This is a genomic window from Micromonospora sp. NBRC 107095 (assembly GCF_030269705.1).
GTDB classification, from domain to species: Bacteria; Actinomycetota; Actinomycetes; order Mycobacteriales; family Micromonosporaceae; genus Micromonospora; species Micromonospora parva.
Genome location: NZ_BSTU01000004.1, coordinates 592,508 through 607,554, shown reverse-complemented (window position 1 = coordinate 607,554; position 15,047 = coordinate 592,508). Strand labels below are relative to the sequence as shown.

Annotated in this window: 15 protein-coding genes; 14 read left to right on the top strand and 1 reads right to left on the bottom strand. The window is 67.8% G+C overall.

Annotated features, from left to right (window positions below; genetic code table 11):
* Nucleotides 1-42: 42 nt before the first annotated feature.
* Nucleotides 43-888: a hypothetical protein gene (locus QSK15_RS22555; RefSeq protein ID WP_285796151.1), complete on the bottom strand. Its 846-nt coding sequence runs from the start codon at nucleotides 886-888 to the stop codon at nucleotides 43-45.
* Between the two features lie 343 nt (nucleotides 889-1,231).
* Here QSK15_RS22555 and QSK15_RS22550 point away from each other — a divergent pair, with 343 nt between their 5' ends.
* The 14 genes from QSK15_RS22550 (at nucleotide 1,232) to QSK15_RS22485 (ending at nucleotide 15,025) form a co-directional block, all read left to right on the top strand.
* The gene (locus tag QSK15_RS22550; RefSeq protein ID WP_285796200.1) at nucleotides 1,232-1,672 is read left to right on the top strand and encodes a hypothetical protein; all 441 of its coding nucleotides are present in this window, start codon (nucleotides 1,232-1,234) and stop codon (nucleotides 1,670-1,672) included.
* Complete coding sequence (locus QSK15_RS22545) at nucleotides 1,665-2,507, top strand: TRM11 family SAM-dependent methyltransferase (RefSeq protein WP_285796150.1); 843 nt, start codon at nucleotides 1,665-1,667, stop codon at nucleotides 2,505-2,507. Before QSK15_RS22550 ends, QSK15_RS22545 begins: the two co-directional genes overlap by 8 nt.
* A 636-nt stretch (nucleotides 2,508-3,143) precedes the next feature.
* Nucleotides 3,144-4,331 (top strand): hypothetical protein, encoded by a 1,188-nt coding sequence (locus QSK15_RS22540; RefSeq protein ID WP_285796149.1) that lies wholly within the window; start codon nucleotides 3,144-3,146, stop codon nucleotides 4,329-4,331.
* Between the two features lie 163 nt (nucleotides 4,332-4,494).
* Nucleotides 4,495-5,523 carry a DUF4192 domain-containing protein gene (locus tag QSK15_RS22535; protein ID WP_285796148.1) on the top strand — a complete coding sequence of 343 codons (1,029 nt, stop codon included), beginning with the start codon at nucleotides 4,495-4,497 and terminating at the stop codon, nucleotides 5,521-5,523.
* 4 nt (nucleotides 5,524-5,527) lie between these two features.
* On the top strand, nucleotides 5,528-5,980 hold the full coding sequence (locus QSK15_RS22530; protein WP_285796147.1) for a hypothetical protein: 453 nt from the start codon (nucleotides 5,528-5,530) through the stop codon (nucleotides 5,978-5,980).
* Nucleotides 5,981-6,234: 254 nt separating this feature from the next.
* Nucleotides 6,235-6,513, top strand: coding sequence for a hypothetical protein (locus tag QSK15_RS22525; RefSeq protein WP_285796146.1), 279 nt, complete (start codon nucleotides 6,235-6,237; stop codon nucleotides 6,511-6,513).
* 280 nt (nucleotides 6,514-6,793) lie between these two features.
* Nucleotides 6,794-7,471 (top strand): GGDEF domain-containing protein, encoded by a 678-nt coding sequence (locus QSK15_RS22520; protein ID WP_285796145.1) that lies wholly within the window; start codon nucleotides 6,794-6,796, stop codon nucleotides 7,469-7,471.
* Entirely contained in the window at nucleotides 7,468-8,763 is a 1,296-nt protein-coding gene (locus tag QSK15_RS22515; RefSeq protein WP_285796144.1) for a hypothetical protein, read from the top strand. Before QSK15_RS22520 ends, QSK15_RS22515 begins: the two co-directional genes overlap by 4 nt.
* A gap of 106 nt (nucleotides 8,764-8,869) precedes the next feature.
* Entirely contained in the window at nucleotides 8,870-9,307 is a 438-nt protein-coding gene (locus tag QSK15_RS22510) for a hypothetical protein (protein ID WP_285796143.1), read from the top strand.
* Between the two features lie 784 nt (nucleotides 9,308-10,091).
* On the top strand, nucleotides 10,092-11,102 hold the full coding sequence (locus QSK15_RS22505; RefSeq protein ID WP_285796142.1) for a CBASS oligonucleotide cyclase: 1,011 nt from the start codon (nucleotides 10,092-10,094) through the stop codon (nucleotides 11,100-11,102).
* Entirely contained in the window at nucleotides 11,099-11,608 is a 510-nt protein-coding gene (locus QSK15_RS22500; protein WP_285796141.1) for an HORMA-1 domain-containing protein, read from the top strand. Before QSK15_RS22505 ends, QSK15_RS22500 begins: the two co-directional genes overlap by 4 nt.
* Nucleotides 11,609-11,634: 26 nt before the next feature.
* Nucleotides 11,635-12,555, top strand: coding sequence for an AAA family ATPase (locus QSK15_RS22495; RefSeq protein ID WP_285796140.1), 921 nt, complete (start codon nucleotides 11,635-11,637; stop codon nucleotides 12,553-12,555).
* Between the two features lie 86 nt (nucleotides 12,556-12,641).
* Nucleotides 12,642-14,024 (top strand): SAVED domain-containing protein, encoded by a 1,383-nt coding sequence (locus QSK15_RS22490; RefSeq protein WP_285796139.1) that lies wholly within the window; start codon nucleotides 12,642-12,644, stop codon nucleotides 14,022-14,024.
* A 155-nt stretch (nucleotides 14,025-14,179) separates the two neighbouring features.
* Nucleotides 14,180-15,025 carry a hypothetical protein gene (locus QSK15_RS22485; RefSeq protein WP_285796138.1) on the top strand — a complete coding sequence of 282 codons (846 nt, stop codon included), beginning with the start codon at nucleotides 14,180-14,182 and terminating at the stop codon, nucleotides 15,023-15,025.
* Nucleotides 15,026-15,047: the final 22 nt, after the last annotated feature.

Here is a 15,047-nt window from a genome sequence, read left to right as displayed (position 1 = left end):
CTTCAATGTGTGTCCTGGCGCCGAGACCAGGGAAGTGCGAGGTCAGGCTGCGATGGCGGCATTGCGTGGGCGGCACGAGCGAACGGGGGTGGATAGATCACCTCGTGTGACGGCAGCGGCGACGATCCGTTCGGCTCGGCGGCGGCGCATCCGTAGGGCCGAGGCGGCCACGCCCCGTTCAGCGGCCAAGTGCTCGATCAGAGCGTCGCCGAAACGGGTCGCGCTGATCAGTTCGGCGGCGTCGGTGGTGATGAGGCCGGCGGTGGCTGCGCGACCGAGCAGCAGGTCCGGATGTCCGTAGGGCATCTTCGGCGACCGTGAGCCGCTGGGCAGATTGAGAGGCAGTTCCTCGCCGTCGTCGGCCTTGATGACGGTGACGCCTGCACGCCAGGCTGCCCAGCACAGCCGCAACCACAGCCGGGGCGGGGTGAGGTCCGCCGTGCGCAGGGCGTGAAGGAATCCGGCGAGGACTTCGGAGTCGACGTCGTCGGCGTGCCGGGCACGGCCGCGGCTGATCTTCGCGGCGAGGTGTGTCAGCGCGGGTAGTGCGATGCCGATCGCGCCGACGACCCAGGCGGGTCCCCATTCGCGGGCGTGGTGGGCGAGCTGTCGCCACAACTCGTCGGTGGTGTCGCTGTCGTAGCGCTCGCACTTGAGCAGCGTGCGCAGCTCGTCCAAGGGAATCGTCGTGTCTGGTAGGCCCGGGACTGGGCGGGCGTCGAACGCCAGGGGCGCCGGTTCGTAGGTCAGGAACGCGAATGCGGTCTCCGCGGTCGTCAGCGCTGTGTCGGTCGTCCGGACGCGACTGGTTGTTGCCATGGTGATGTCCCCTTCGACAGGGAGCCTGTCGCCTGGTGCGAAGGCCGAGGCCCTCGATTGGGACAGCACGACCTGTCACCAGAGCTGGGTTGACAGATCGGGTCAGACCGTGTCCGGTCGTGACAGGTTCACCGTCGTCAGGGCGGCCCGCGCCCGCAGGCCCGGCTGTCAGACTGTCGCGGGTGACGGGTGCTGTCAGATCGGGGGCGGGTTCGATCGGCCTGTCAGCAGCGCACTGGGGATCGTCAGTACGCCCGCCGGTTCGGGGGCCACCGTGCCCATGACCGACAGAAATCATCACCGCGCACCAGTTCCCGTGGGGGACGTCGTACCCGGCGACCCACCCGTGCCGATCACTGTCTGGCCAGTCCCCGCCCCGCACGAGGGCGAGGCCATGTCCAACGCGATGGGGGTGCGGTTGGTCCACAACCTCACCCACCCGTCCGACCTCATCATCGACCTGGCCGAAGGACCGCAGTTGGCCCGCGCGATCATCGCGGCACACCGCCGTAGTCATCTGCAGGCGGCCCGCGCGGTCGGCTGGGGCCGCGAGTCGGCGACGCTGATCGTCACTGGCTGGCCAGTTGCCGACAACTCCCCGGTTGACTTCTTCCTCCGCTGCCGTGCCCATCTCGTGCCGGGAGGCTGCGTGGCGGTGCTGCTGGCCCACGGCGACATCGCTCTGCCAGTCGATGTCGTCATCGCCGCCAAGCGGGCCGGGCTGGCATACCTGCAGCACATCGTGGCGGCCGACCGGCCGCCCCGGCCTGGTCAGCAGGCGCAGCTGGCGATCCACACCGACGTGCTGATCCTGACCCGCAGCACGATAGAGGGCGGGCGCGCCGATGGGTGAGCAGCTGTCGATCACCTCGGTGTGGCTGACCTGCCAGATACCCGCCCGTGACCAGCGGCGAGGCCGCTACGTCCGGCAGACCTCCAGCCATCCCGCCAAGATGTTGCCTCACCTGGCCGCGCACGCGATCAGCAAATACACCGCGTTGGACGACATGGTGTTCGACCCGATGTGCGGGTGCGGCACCACGCTGGTGGAAGCCATGCACCTCGGCCGCCGCGGCACCGGGATCGACATCGAGCCCTCCTATACCGCACTCGCCGAGGCCAACGTTGCCCTCGCCGCGTCGCAGGGTGCCGCCGGCACTGCCAGGGTATTCACCGGGGACGCCACCGATTTGCTCGACCTGGTGCCCGCGTCGGTGGTCGGCAGGGTGAGCCTCGTGCTTACCTCGCCGCCGTACGGGCGCGGGACGCATGGCCTCGTACAGACGACGGGGACCGGTGTACGCAAGCGAGACCACCTGTATGGCGACCGGGAGCGTGGCAACCTCGCCTACGCGGGGTGGTCCCGCCTGCTCGACGGGTTCGCCTCCATCCTGTCCGCCAGCTACCATCTGCTACGCCCTGGCGGAACCGTGGTGATCACCTCCCGGCCGGTACGCCGCCAACGCGATGACCTGATCGACCTGCCCGGCGAACTGCTCGCCGCCGCACGGTCAGCCCGGCTGGTCCCGGTTGAGCGGACAGCGGCGATGCTCGCCGCCGTCCGCGACGGGCAGGTCGTGCACCGGGCCAGCATGTTCGGAATGATGGCGGTCCGCCGCAGCCGCGACGACGGCATCCCGGTGCACCTGGTGGCGCACGAGGACGTGTTGGTCCTCCGCCGCCCTTGAGAGCCTTGCCTTCTTCAGAAGTATCGGACCCGCCAAAGCCGGCGCCGGATGGGGCTCACCAAGCCGCTGACGGTCAGCTAGGCGGGCCTCAGTCCTGGCTGGTCCCGCCGCAGCCAGCAGAACCGACACGAGATCGGGGTTGCCGGGCTGTCAGGTTCTGCCAGGAGGCCGAACCTGACAGCCCCGCAGACAGCGCCCCGGGCCAGCTAGCTTGAGGGCTCTCCTTACTTCCCATGTGCCTCTGATCTGACGCCTCGCGCAACGGCATCGCGCCCACCAATCACGGTCGGTCGCCGCCGCCAGCATCGGATCTGGCACGCACCAACCCAACCTCGCGCCCTCGCGCGACCAGGGTGCGGCTCCACCATCCCTTCGGGCGGCCACCAACCGGTGGCCGCCTTCTTGCTGCCCTACGGAGGACAACATGCCTCGTCCCACCCGGCACCTGACAGACGGTGAGGTCCCAGCAGACCTCCATCAACTCACACCGCACGGTCTCCTCCACCGCACCTTTACGGCCATCGTCGAACACACCGACGTGCACCCAGACCACGACAGGGCCAACGTTCAACTGGCTGCTTGCGCCGGGTTGGTCACGGGTACGCCCTCGGCTACTACGGGCAGTCAGGCGGTGCAGTGGTGACTGGCGGGAGCCCGGCGGACCAGGTCCGTGCTCTGCATGCCGAAACGACGGCTGCCATCGAGCAGCGGACGGCGCTGGCCGTCGAGGCCCGTTCCGTCCTCATCGCCGCGTTGCACAGCAGGCTGATTTGTCGGCCGGGATGCGAGGACGCTCTCGCGACATGGGGCCTGGATCCGCTGCCGCAACGGTGGACTATTTCCGGCGAAGCGCAGCTGTCGTACACGCGGTCGCACACCAGCCATGACGAGGCCCGCGAGCAAGCGCGCTGGGGTGTGCCGAACGAACTGCGCCAGCTGCAGCCGGCGACTGCCGTCTACCCGCAGCACGTCATCCACCTGGCACGGGCACCCGGCGGCGACACAGCTGGGCGGCAGCGGTACACGATCACCGTGCAGGTCATGCTCCACACCTGGGCCACGGCGGTCCGGGAGGCGGAGGCGTGCGAGATCGCTCGCACGACGATGGACACCCATCTGCGGTCGCTGGCTGAGGCCGGCATCACCCTGAGCACGCCGATCTGGCAGTGCACCGATAGCCCTGACGAGGCCACACCGGACCCCGTTGGCATCGATGCGCAACCTGCGGGCGGCGCGGTACCGCTAGCAGACGGCGATGAGCTTGCCGCTGCGACGGCGGCGCGTGATGCTGCCGTACAGGCCCTCGCGGGCCTGCGACGCAGCATTCGGGCCCGCGCGATTCGCGCCCTGGTCGACGACGAGTTCGGCGGCGTACACCAGCACGCGGCCCAGCGGGTCAACCAGTTCCTCGTCGACCTCGGCCTCGACCCCCTGCCTCACGCACACCACATCACGGTGATCGCCGACCTCACGCTGCCGGTCGGCGACGGCACCGCCCGGGATGCCGGCGACGCCGCACGACACAGGATGCGCGCCGCCACCACGATCAACCCGGACGCGGCACGGCCGTGGACCTCGTACGGCTGGAGCATCCCTGAGAACGCCACCGTCGGCCCGGACGGATGGCGGATTCATTGGCGGCACGAGTACGAGATGTGGCTCCGCGGACACGACACTTCCGCCGACGCCACCACCGCGGCCGAAGCCCTCGTCCGCGCGGACTTGACCCGGGCACTGGCCGGAACCGACCACTACCTGGTCACGGTGACAGCCCGCGTCGAGAGCCAGGGCATCGATTTCTACCTGGACCCCGACAGCGACTGACTCGTCTGCCGCCGAATCTCTACGTCCCTGAGCAGACGCCAACGGACTGCCTTCCACGGGCACCCTCGGTTGGCACCCGTTTCCGGACCGGCGCTATGTGCGACGACCGCGCCGTCCCGCCGGCTTTCCACTCCTTCACCGCCCTCTCTGACGGGAGATCAACGTGTCGTTCCCCGACAACAAACTGACGGTCCGATCCTCAGCCGACCTGGCGACCGCGGTGCCGTACCTCATCGGCTTTTATCCCGGCGACGGCAGCATCGTCGTGATCGCCTGCCGAGACCGGCGCATCGTGTTCGCCGCCCGGGCCGATCTGCCGGCACCCGGATCCCCCGCACATCACCTGCGCGACCTCACCGCTCACCTCGTCCCGGTCGTGCAGCGGCAGCAACCGATCACCGACCTCGTGATCGTCGGCTACGGCGCTCAGGGACACATCGACCCGGCACTGCGTGGCGTCGGCGACGCGTTCACCGCCGCCGGCCTGGCCGTGCGGGAACTGCTGCGGGTCACCGGAAACCGCATCTTCAGCCTCACCTGCGGCGACCCCGGCTGCTGCCCGCCACAGGGAACCCCCGTCGAACCCACCACCTCGCTCTTCGCCGTGCACGCGACCGTCGCCGGGCTCGTCGCAAGGCCGGACCGGGCGGCAGTGGCAAGCCGCTTCACCAGAGACGACAGCACCGGCGACGGCATCCGACACGCCACGACCGAGGCGACCGCCCGCATGACGGCCTTGGAGACCAACGGCAGCACCGTGGTGTCCGAGGCCGGCGCGCATGCGGTCCGCAGCGCGCTGCGACAGCACGACGACGGCACGGGTCTTACCGACGACGAGGTGGCCTGGCTGACCGTGCTGCTGACACACCGGCCCGTGCGGGACCTCGCCGTTGATTTCACTCAACCGCACGACCAGCACGTCACCTTCTGGGCTGAGGTCACCCGCCGCGCCGACGAGGCGCTCGTGCCGGCGCCCGCGACCATCCTCGCGCTCACCGCATGGCGCTTCGGCGACGGTGCCCTGGCCCTCATGGCCGCCGAGCGTGCCCTGCAGGTCGACCCCGACTACCAGCTCGCCGGCCTGCTCCTACAGGCCCTGCACGCCGGTCTGCCGCCCTCCGTCTTCGAGCAGGCGACCACCAGCACCCAGCCCAACCCTTCGAACCCGAACACCCTTACCGAACAGGAGTAACACGGTGGATCCCATTCGCAGCATCCTGCTGTCACTCGCCCGCACCGCCGAAGAAGCCCGACTGCGCTGGAACGCCAACCGCGCCGCCCTGCGCGCCCGCGGAGAAACGCCCGTCCGCGACGAGGCATTCGCCTACAACGTCCAAGCCAACCTGTGCCTGATCACCGCGATCACCGCGGCCAACCTTCCAGCGAACTTCCGCCTCTACGACACCACGCTGTCCCGAGACCCGCTCACGGCAGCCGCACAACTTCGCCAGGTCACCTCCGCCTACGACCACAGCGGCCCGATCGAGGCCGCACACGAGGCAGCGCGCCTGGCCTACAAAGCGGCCTTCGCCGAACCACTCACCGCCCAGGAGCAGCACTACGTCGACCTGCTCGTCGACCTGCCCGCCGCGCGACGCGACAAGATCATCGAAGTGGCGGAGGAACGCTCCCGCCACCTGCCGCAATGAGCATCGGCTCGCCTGCCGCCGGCACCCCATTCGCCCCGTCGACCAGGGGCGCAGCAACACACGCTGCACCCTCCGCGACTGCCGCGGAGCAGACCCCGCGGGCGCCCGACAGCGTCGGCCACGGCGGGGGAGTGAGCCACGACGACGCAACGCACCGCCCGGCACCACCATCCACGCCAACGGCCCACCACCGCAGGACCCGCCCCGGACGCAGGGCGCACGTGGCATGGGCAGCAACCCCAGGAAAGGAACTGATGAGCCTGTACACCCTCACACCCAAGCCCGGGTTCGAGCGGTACACCATTCAGGTCGGCTGGAACCCCCACCGCACGTACGTCGCGACCGTCGTCGACTTCACCTGGGACCCGGTCACCGAACCCCATCGCCAGCCCGACAGCATCCACCTCGGCCGGGTCGAGACGATTCTCGACACGGCTGAGGTGCTTATAGCCGTCGCGCCCTACGCCGAGATACCAGCCGACCTACCCGCCAGACTTCGAGCCGACCAGGCCGCCCACCCGGTGCGTCGCTGACACCAACTCCCGCTTACTTGACGTCGCATTGGGGGCCAACGGCGGCAAGCAACTCGCAGGCACGCCGTCACGAACACTGCTGACTGAACCGCCCCGATGGCGTCTCCTCGGGGAGGTCGTCGTCATCACCGACGCCGTGAACCCGAGCGGCACGAACCCGCAAACCCGGCCCGCCGCAGGCGGGCCGTCGTCGTATCAGGACCCGGGACGCGCCGCCTACCAAACGATCGCGTCCCGGGTTCTCCACTGAAGGAGGAACCCAGTGTCCCTACCACTGATCATGATCGCCACCGCGGTGGTGGCGCTCGCCCTGGGCAGGCTCACCGCCTGGCCGACGATCCGCAGCCTCCGCACCCAACTCGCCGACGCCACCTGGTCGCTACTCCACGACCCGCTCACCGGCATGCTCAACCGCGCCGGCCTACAGGCCGCGCACGCGACCTTTGCCGAAACCACCCCCGCACGGCCCATGATCGTCGCCCTGATCGACCTCGACGACTTCAAACGCGTCAACGACACCCACGGCCACGGCCGAGGAGACGACCTCCTCATCCAAGTCGCCGACCGCATCACCGACATCGCCACGCTTCACGGAGGCGCCGCCGCGCGGCTCGCCGGCGACGAATACGCCCTGCTCCTGCCGGCCCGCGCCGACGACCTAGACCGCATCGCCGACACCATCGCCACGATCATCGCCCAACCCGTCGCGCTCTCCGCAGACGGCGGCTTCGCCACGGTCACCATCACCTCCAGCATGGGCCTGGCGCTCGTCGACACCAGCGACCCCTTCACCGAAGTAGCCCTGCACCGCGCCGACGTCGCCATGTATCACGCCAAGCAGAACGGCCGGAACCGCCACGCGATTTACCAGCCGGGCATGACCATGCCGCCCGTGCAGCACCGTCGCGGACCTCGCCTCCGCGACCGGCACCAGCCGACCGACGGAGCCACGACATGACCGCCCTGCACGAAGAGATGGCCTGCCAGACCTGCCTTTCACCGCTGAACACCCTCGGCATGCCACCCACCTACGTGCACCCGACCCACCTCGCCACCGACGGACACGAACCAGCGCCCGTCCCGGTCAGCCGCCTCGACACCGTGCGCCGAAGCTGCGACTTCTGCGGCGACCCGCACCCCATCTGGACGCTGCACGGCGGCGAGGTGACCGCCATCGCCATCGGCCCCACCGCAGGACTTGTCCAAGACTTCGGCGACTCCTGGGCAGCATGCGCGGCCTGCCAAACCCACATTGACGAGGGCCGCAACGACAAAGTCATCGACCGTGCGGTACGGGCGCTCGGCCTCGCCAACCATCCCCACGTACGAACTCGAATCGAGGAGCTGCACCAAGCGTTCCTCAACGCCCGACTCGCCGGCCGAACGCTCATCACGACGACAGCGTGGCCGGCAACCACCCTCACCGCCGCAGAGCTGCCCAAGGTCCGTGACCGGCTCACTCGCTTCTACCGAGGCACCGACAACATGCCCGCCGCGCTCGGAATCACCGACACGCGTCAGCAGATCGCCGCCGGCCTCGAACGATCACACCTGTACTGGATCGACAACGACTTCTCCGACCTGGCTGAGCACGCCGCAGGACAGCTGCCCGACGTACGCATCAGCCGCGACCTCATCCCCTCCGCCGACGGAATGCTCATCTGGCCCCGGCCAGTGACACACCGGCAACTCACCGCCGCATCCTGGACCGACACCACCCACGGCCGCCAAGTAGTCCTCTACCGGACCATCGGCGGAGGACTGCATGGCAAACCGCTGCAACGGCTACGCGAACAGGTCGGTTGGCTCGGACCGACGAGCGCAACGCATCTCCCCGAACAGCACCTGATACCCGGTGACCATCCGGCGGCAGCGCTGGTCGCGACGTGGCTGCTGATCGCACAGCAAACCGCAGAATTCACCACGGCACAAGTCGACAAAGCCGTCGCCAAGACCTACGCCCGCACCAACCGACCCGTACCCGAGGTGCGCATCGTGCGGATACGCGGCCACCGCACCAGTCCAAGGCCGGACGGCGACAAAATGCCAGGCAGCCCTGGGGGCCCTCAGGCCAGTCGATCCTGGGTCTCCGGACATTGGCGCAACCAAGCCCACGGCCCTGGCCGATCGCTGCGCCGCCCCGTCTACATCCACCCCTTCCTCAGAGGTCCCGACGATGCGCCGATCAAGTTGAGCACCACCGTACGCATGCTCAGCAGCCACCAACCCAAGCCCCAAGATCGTACGTAGATGGAGATGTCGGCGGTGGCACGGTTCCGTCCGTCCCGCCGCCGGCATCGACGCCCAGTCGTCCAAGACGGCTCGTCTCCAACTAATAGGCAGGAGAGAATGAGTCATGCCCGAGGCCTTCGTAGCAAAGCCACCGTGCGCGGTGTGCGGACGACCGGCAGCACACATCGAACTCGTCGCGCCCGGTACCCGTCCCGCAGACTGGCCGCGCTGGTCACAAGCGCAGCGCGACGCCTACAACGCCGCGCGACAGCGTGACGGAGGCCAGCAGTGGTGGCTGCTGTTCTCTGGGATCGAGGCGGGCAACGGATCCGGCCGACCGGTGGACCTGGCCCATGCGGATCGGATCGCCGTCGCCTTCACCCAGCCGTACCGCTACGCCGCCGTTACCGGCGCCGGCTTCTACGACGATGCCGGATTCTGCGGTCAATGCGACGCCCCGTTCTGCTATCACCACTGGAACGTCTCCAGCACCGGCTACGGAACCTGCCCTCAAGGCCACGGCAAGAGCCTCGATCCACACTGGTGGCCCGACAATCTCTAGAGCCCTAGAATCCGTCGACCGACCTGGCTCGCGAAGACGATCCGTGGGGACAGCGCCGCCCTACGACGTCGGCAACCGTACTGGTGCCGGGCTGCTCGTAGCGGCACATCAGTCTGTCTGCATGTGCTCGCCCTAGCACCCCGTCAACCTCAGTGATGGTGGGAGAACGCGACGAGCGCGCCCGCACACTGCCACCAACCGCTGCACGTACGAATCGGCACCCCAGCACGCGCTCGCCTGGATGCTCATGAAGCGACCTGCTTGAGAGTGCTTCGTTCACACCGAAGAGGTCACTGGTTCGATCCCAGTATCGCCCACCATCAATATAGGCAGGTAAGAAGCCCGTAGCCGGAGTTGCCGGTAACGGGCTTCTCCGCTGTTGCCCCTTAAATTGGGAGCAGATTGGGAGCAGCGGCTCTGGGCGAAGGGCGACGTCGCCCGGGCGGGCCACACGCTGGCGTGTCGCTGTCCGTCTTTAGGTGCTGGTCGGCTTCGGGGGCACTTGTTTGCACACAGGCCCCTATGGGCTGCTCCGGCGCATAGATTCCGGTCGGGTTCGGCTTGAGTCGCGCCGCCCGTGTCGCTAGCGCAGTCGATGCCGGGGCGTGCAGCGACGCCCTTCGCACTCGCCGAGCCAATCGACTGCTCACTATGCGTGCCATCTGCCGCAATCGGGGCACGCGGCCCGTCCGGCGCGATGGCGCGGTTGATGCGGGAGTTGGTCGGGTCGGTTTCACGCGGTACAGTGAAACCGAGAACGCGATCACGTCTTCAGGAGTCCCTCATGTCGGATGGTCCCCATGTGGATCACAAGGCGCTGGCTGACCACGCCGAGAACAAGGTCAATGTCCCGAGCAAGGAGGCCGCAGCGCGGCGCCAGCAGGTAAACCACCTGCGCCAGCGACTGGAGGCGCACATCGAGGTGCACCCGCACTACGACTTGGTGAAGTTGCGGGCCTCGGGCAGTACCGCGAAGCACACGGCGATCCGGAAGCGCAAGGGTGAGGGCTCCGACGCCGACGTCGCCGCATATGTGCGGGCCAGCAGCGTCGGCGGAGTCGACGTGCGGGAGGCCGACCTCCTGGCATGGCTCGAGGAGCGGTGCAAGGAGGTGTACGGCAAGACCAAGGTCGCCGAGGACTTCCACATCTCCGACCACGCGGTCGGAATCACTCTGCGCGGCACCGCGCTGAAGATCGACGTCGCACCGGTGCTGTACGAGGGCGAGGAGAACGACAAGGGCTACCTGGTCACCCGGGACGGCACGCGGGTGCTGACCTCTGTGACCCAGCACCTGCAGTTCATCGGCAAGCGCAAGAGCCTGGCCGGCCCCGGGTACGCGGAGCTGATCAGGCTGCTCAAGGCGTTCATCCGCGAGGCCAAGCGCAACGACGAGTCGCTGCGATGCAAGAGCTTCCTCATCGAACTGCTTGTCGCGCATCTGTGGGACAACGGCTGGCACGGTACGTCGCTGAAGGTTGACGACTACCCCCGTGCATTTGAGCAGGTCCTGGCGTACATCGTGAACACTGAACTGCGCTCGCCGATCTCCTTCACCGACTGCTACGACCGCCGCGAGATCGGCATCAGCAGCGCCGCCGTGCAGGTGTGGGACCCGGTTAACCCCAACAACAACATCGTGGGCACGTATACCGAGCTGGACCGCTCACGGCTGGTCGAGACCGCAAAGGTCGCCCTGGAGGAAGTCAGCTGGGCCGCTCTCGCCCCGACGAAGGGTGATGCCGTCGAGGCGTGGCGCACCCTGCTCGGGCCGTCGTTCGGAGTGGCCCGATGACCGCCTCGCTGACCAGGTCCGACTCGTTCACCCTCACCGAGGCCCGCTACGTCGGCGCCAAAGTCGGCGCGGACCTGCGGCTGCTCGCCAGCCTCTACGGCAAGCCCGGCCTCGACGACATCGACGACTACGTCGAGGAGATCGCGCTGCTGCTGCGCGACGGCTACCTCGGGACCGTCGACTTCGGCTTCCGGCAGAAGGACACCAACGCCTGGAAGCTGCGCCTGCGCTACACCGCCACCACCGGGGGGCAGCTGCTCAACAATCGGCCGGGTAGCTTCCCGACGGCTGCGGCGGTCGCCGGAATGCCCTTCTACAGCTACCTGACCTACTCGACCAAGTTCGAGCTGCTCGCCATCAGCAAGCAGGTCGAGATCAAGCAAGGGCTGCCGGTCAAGCGGACCGGGGCACCGGAACCGACCGCACACTCCGGCATCGTCACCTCGGGGCACGGTTACTCCCGTAACGGCGCGGGCGTCAGCCGCGACGTCTACCTCGCCAACTGACCCACACCGTTACCACGGAGCACTCCATGGCCACTCAGGACGACCTGTTCCAGCCTGTCATCGAACTGCCTGAACCGATCCGCGCGGAGCGGTACCGCCGCCTTGTCGGACTCACCGACACGAAGGTCCGGCTTCGCAAGGAGGCAACCCTGCTTGCCGACCCGGACCGGCTGCGCCGCTGGGCGAACAAGCACCACGGCGCGGAGATCGCCGCGACCGCCCTGTTCGCCGACCGGGCGCCCCTGTTCGTGTTCGCCGGGGACGTCGGGTGCGGCAAGAGCGCCCTTGCCGAGTCCTTCGGCTGCGACCTCGCTGACGAACTCGACCTTCCCGCGTTTCTTTACCGGCTCAAGCTCGCCACCCGCGGCAGCGGCCTCGTCGGCGAGATGACCTCGCTCATCGGCGATGCCTTCGGCCACCTCCTCGTCCAAGGCAAGAAGTCGAAGAACTCGCGCGGGATCAACGCGGTCTCGATCCTTGTCGTCGATGAGGCTGACGCGCTCGTTCAGTCCCGGGCTGCCCAGCAAATGCACCACGAGGATCGCGCTGGCGTCGATGCCTTCCTCGCTGGCGTCGATAGCCTGGCTGGGGCGGGCGTGCCGGTCCTAGTCGTGCTCTGCACCAACCGGGTTGGTGCGCTCGACCCGGCGGTCATGCGGCGTGCCGCCGCCACGTTCACCTTCAGCCGTCCGGACGACGAGCAGCGCCACGCCGTCCTGGGCAACGCCCTGCACGACATCGACCTGGCACCAGCCACCATTCGACAGCTCGTCGCCCTCACAGGCCCAACCGATAACCGGCCCGGCTACACCTACTCCGACCTCACGCAGCGGCTCATCCCGGCCGCCATCATGCGCGCCTTCCCCGACGACCCGCTCACCGACGAGATCCTGCTTGCCGTCGCCCGGCAACTCGCCCCGTCGCCGATTTTCCAGGAGGCGACGTGACAGCCGAGCCACTCGCCCGGCCAGGGCCCACTGCCGTCCGTATCACCGGGGACTACTACCAGTGGCTCGTAGCGTGGCAAGGCTGCGTGACCGCGCTGCACGACAAGGCAAAGGGCAAGGTGAACCCCGTAGTAGCGGTCGGCGTCGAGGTCGACGACGCTGGCAACCTTGACGACGTCGTGCTCTATCGCCAGCAGGCGCCCCACACCTACAAACAGGTCAAATACACCGTCGACAGCCGCAGCCCGCTCGATACCTCGTATCTGACGGGCCCAAGCAAGAACGGCGGCCCGTCAATCCTGCGGAAGGTCGCCGACGCATGGGTGGCGCTCACCCGAGACGGCGCGCCCGTCGAGCTCGCGCTCGTCACCAACCGGGCATCCAGCCCTGCCGACCAGCTACTTGCCGGACGCGACGCTCGGACAATGCTCCTGATGCCCGCAGCCGCCGAGCAAACCCGACGGTCGGAGCGCGGCCGGCTCCGTGCCACATGGGCACAAGCCACCAACCTCACCGAGCCGCAACTCCTGATGCTGCTCAACGTGCTCCAGTTCGACACCGCTCGCGACCTCAGACACCTTGAGGAAACCACCTCTCTTCTGATGCTCGTCAATGGACTCCGAGGGGATCACCAGGCCGTCCGCAGCGGCGCCGACTGGGTCGCCGAACAAGCCCGTTACGGACATCGGAAGATCGACCTCGAGATGATCGAGACAGCGGTTCGGGACCAGGAGCTGCGCACGGGGCCCGCACGGAGTGTGCTGTCAGTTGCGACGCTCAAGCCCGACCCGCTCAAAACCCAGGCTGTTCACGTCCTAGACTGGGTTGATCGCTTCGACGGTGATGACGCCTTCAGCAAGCGCCGCCCCCGTGCGCCCTTTACCTGGCAACAACTCCAGGCAGACGTCGAAGACATCCCCCATCATCTCGGTGCCGTTCCCCAGGTCGCGCTAACCGGCAGTCTCCGGCAGGCCACGGCCTTCTTGATCGGTGCGACCCTCCGTATGGTGACGAACGTCGACCTCGCCGTCACTCAGCGCGGCCAGCTGTGGGAATCGGCCGCCGACTACGACCAGGCCACCCATCCGATCCTGGCCGAACATTCCCTCGGCATAGGTGAAGATCTGGCGCTCGCCGTTGAGGTCGCCACGCCGATGACCGATGACGTCCTCGTTTTTCTCCGCACACAACAGGTGCCGGTCGATCGACTCGTCGTCCTCCAACCACCCCGTGGAGCGAAGGACAACGCCATCTCGACCCCCGCGGCGGCCGTCGCCCTCACAGTCGGACTTCGCGACCAAGCGCGCCGCAGTGCGAAAGGACACCCCCGCATCCACCTGTTCCTCGCCGGACCGATGGGCCTGTCACTCCTGCTCGGCCACCGCTGGAACCGCGTCGCACCGACGACCGTCTACGAAGAGATCCGACACAGCGTCCAGTACGAGGCAGCCTTCACCATCAATGCATGACCCGAGCGGCCAGCTGCGGCTCAGGCTCCGAGGGGTCTGCGGCCATCGTCGCGAAGACAAACTAGGGACCAAGCATGGCCGGCAAGGCTGACAGCAATGGGTCGCACCGGTGTGCGGGGTCGTCGGTGGCTTGGGCTTTTGGCAAGGTGGAAGTCATGCGAATCGAGATCGTCGGACGCCGGCCCCTCCTCCGTCGCGTGACGCCGGTTCATCGTGACCACGGCGGCGAATTGGTCCTCGACACGCACGGCCTTCTGTTCGCCAGCCCTCTGGACCTCGCAGCCATGGCGGCGCTCGCCAACACAGCCAAGGCGCAGGGTGCCAGCACCACCATCATCACACCGGATAATCCGTCCACCAGCTCATACCTTGAGCGGATGGACGTCCTCGCCAGGCTGCCGAAAGGCAGTCGCGTTCAGGGCAGCGTGCCCCAGCAACGCCGAGCACCTCGAGCCGACGCACTGCTCGAGGTGCTGCCAGTATCGGCCGTTACCGAACAGGAGCTGGTCGACCGGATCGGTCTCATAGCGTTCACCCATCTCGATCCGGCCATCCGCGGTCTGGCGTTTCAGAGCATCGGCGAACTGATCGACAACGCCGTCAGCCACGGCGCCAGCGAACTAGGAGCGTTCGCTGCGGCGCAGGTGTACACCGGCGCCACGACCGGCCGACGAGGGATGGAGTTCGCCATCTGTGATACCGGCATCGGCATCCTCGAGCACCTTCGCAGCAATCCGGAGAACCGCGACATCCAAGACGAGCGGGAAGCGCTCGAACGCGCCCTACGGCCTGGCGTAACTGGTACCCAGGACAAGCGGGGCAACGGTCTCGCAGACCTCTTCAACGTCACGGAAGCGGGTGGGTATGCACGTCTCGTCCTCCGCAGCGGCAACGGCCTTGCAAGCATCGTCGCGCGCCAGCATGATCAACGCCGACACTACGTCACGGCGGCGGACCGCATCACTGGAACTTGGGCATGGCTCCGGGTGCGCTACCCCTAGTCGGCATGCTTCAATCGTTTCA

Bases quoted from the DNA above. Each gene is read 5' to 3' on its own strand.
- QSK15_RS22525 (WP_285796146.1), top strand. From the start codon at position 6,235: ATGAGCCTGTACACCCTCACACCCAAGCCCGGGTTCGAGCGGTACACC.
- QSK15_RS22495 (WP_285796140.1), top strand. From the start codon at position 11,635: ATGGCCACTCAGGACGACCTGTTCCAGCCTGTCATCGAACTGCCTGAA.
- QSK15_RS22515 (WP_285796144.1), top strand. From the start codon at position 7,468: ATGACCGCCCTGCACGAAGAGATGGCCTGCCAGACCTGCCTTTCACCG.
- QSK15_RS22500 (WP_285796141.1), top strand. From the start codon at position 11,099: ATGACCGCCTCGCTGACCAGGTCCGACTCGTTCACCCTCACCGAGGCC.
- QSK15_RS22545 (WP_285796150.1), top strand. From the start codon at position 1,665: ATGGGTGAGCAGCTGTCGATCACCTCGGTGTGGCTGACCTGCCAGATA.
- QSK15_RS22505 (WP_285796142.1), top strand. From the start codon at position 10,092: ATGTCGGATGGTCCCCATGTGGATCACAAGGCGCTGGCTGACCACGCC.
- QSK15_RS22510 (WP_285796143.1), top strand. From the start codon at position 8,870: ATGCCCGAGGCCTTCGTAGCAAAGCCACCGTGCGCGGTGTGCGGACGA.
- QSK15_RS22520 (WP_285796145.1), top strand. From the start codon at position 6,794: ATGATCGCCACCGCGGTGGTGGCGCTCGCCCTGGGCAGGCTCACCGCC.
- QSK15_RS22485 (WP_285796138.1), top strand. From the start codon at position 14,180: ATGCGAATCGAGATCGTCGGACGCCGGCCCCTCCTCCGTCGCGTGACG.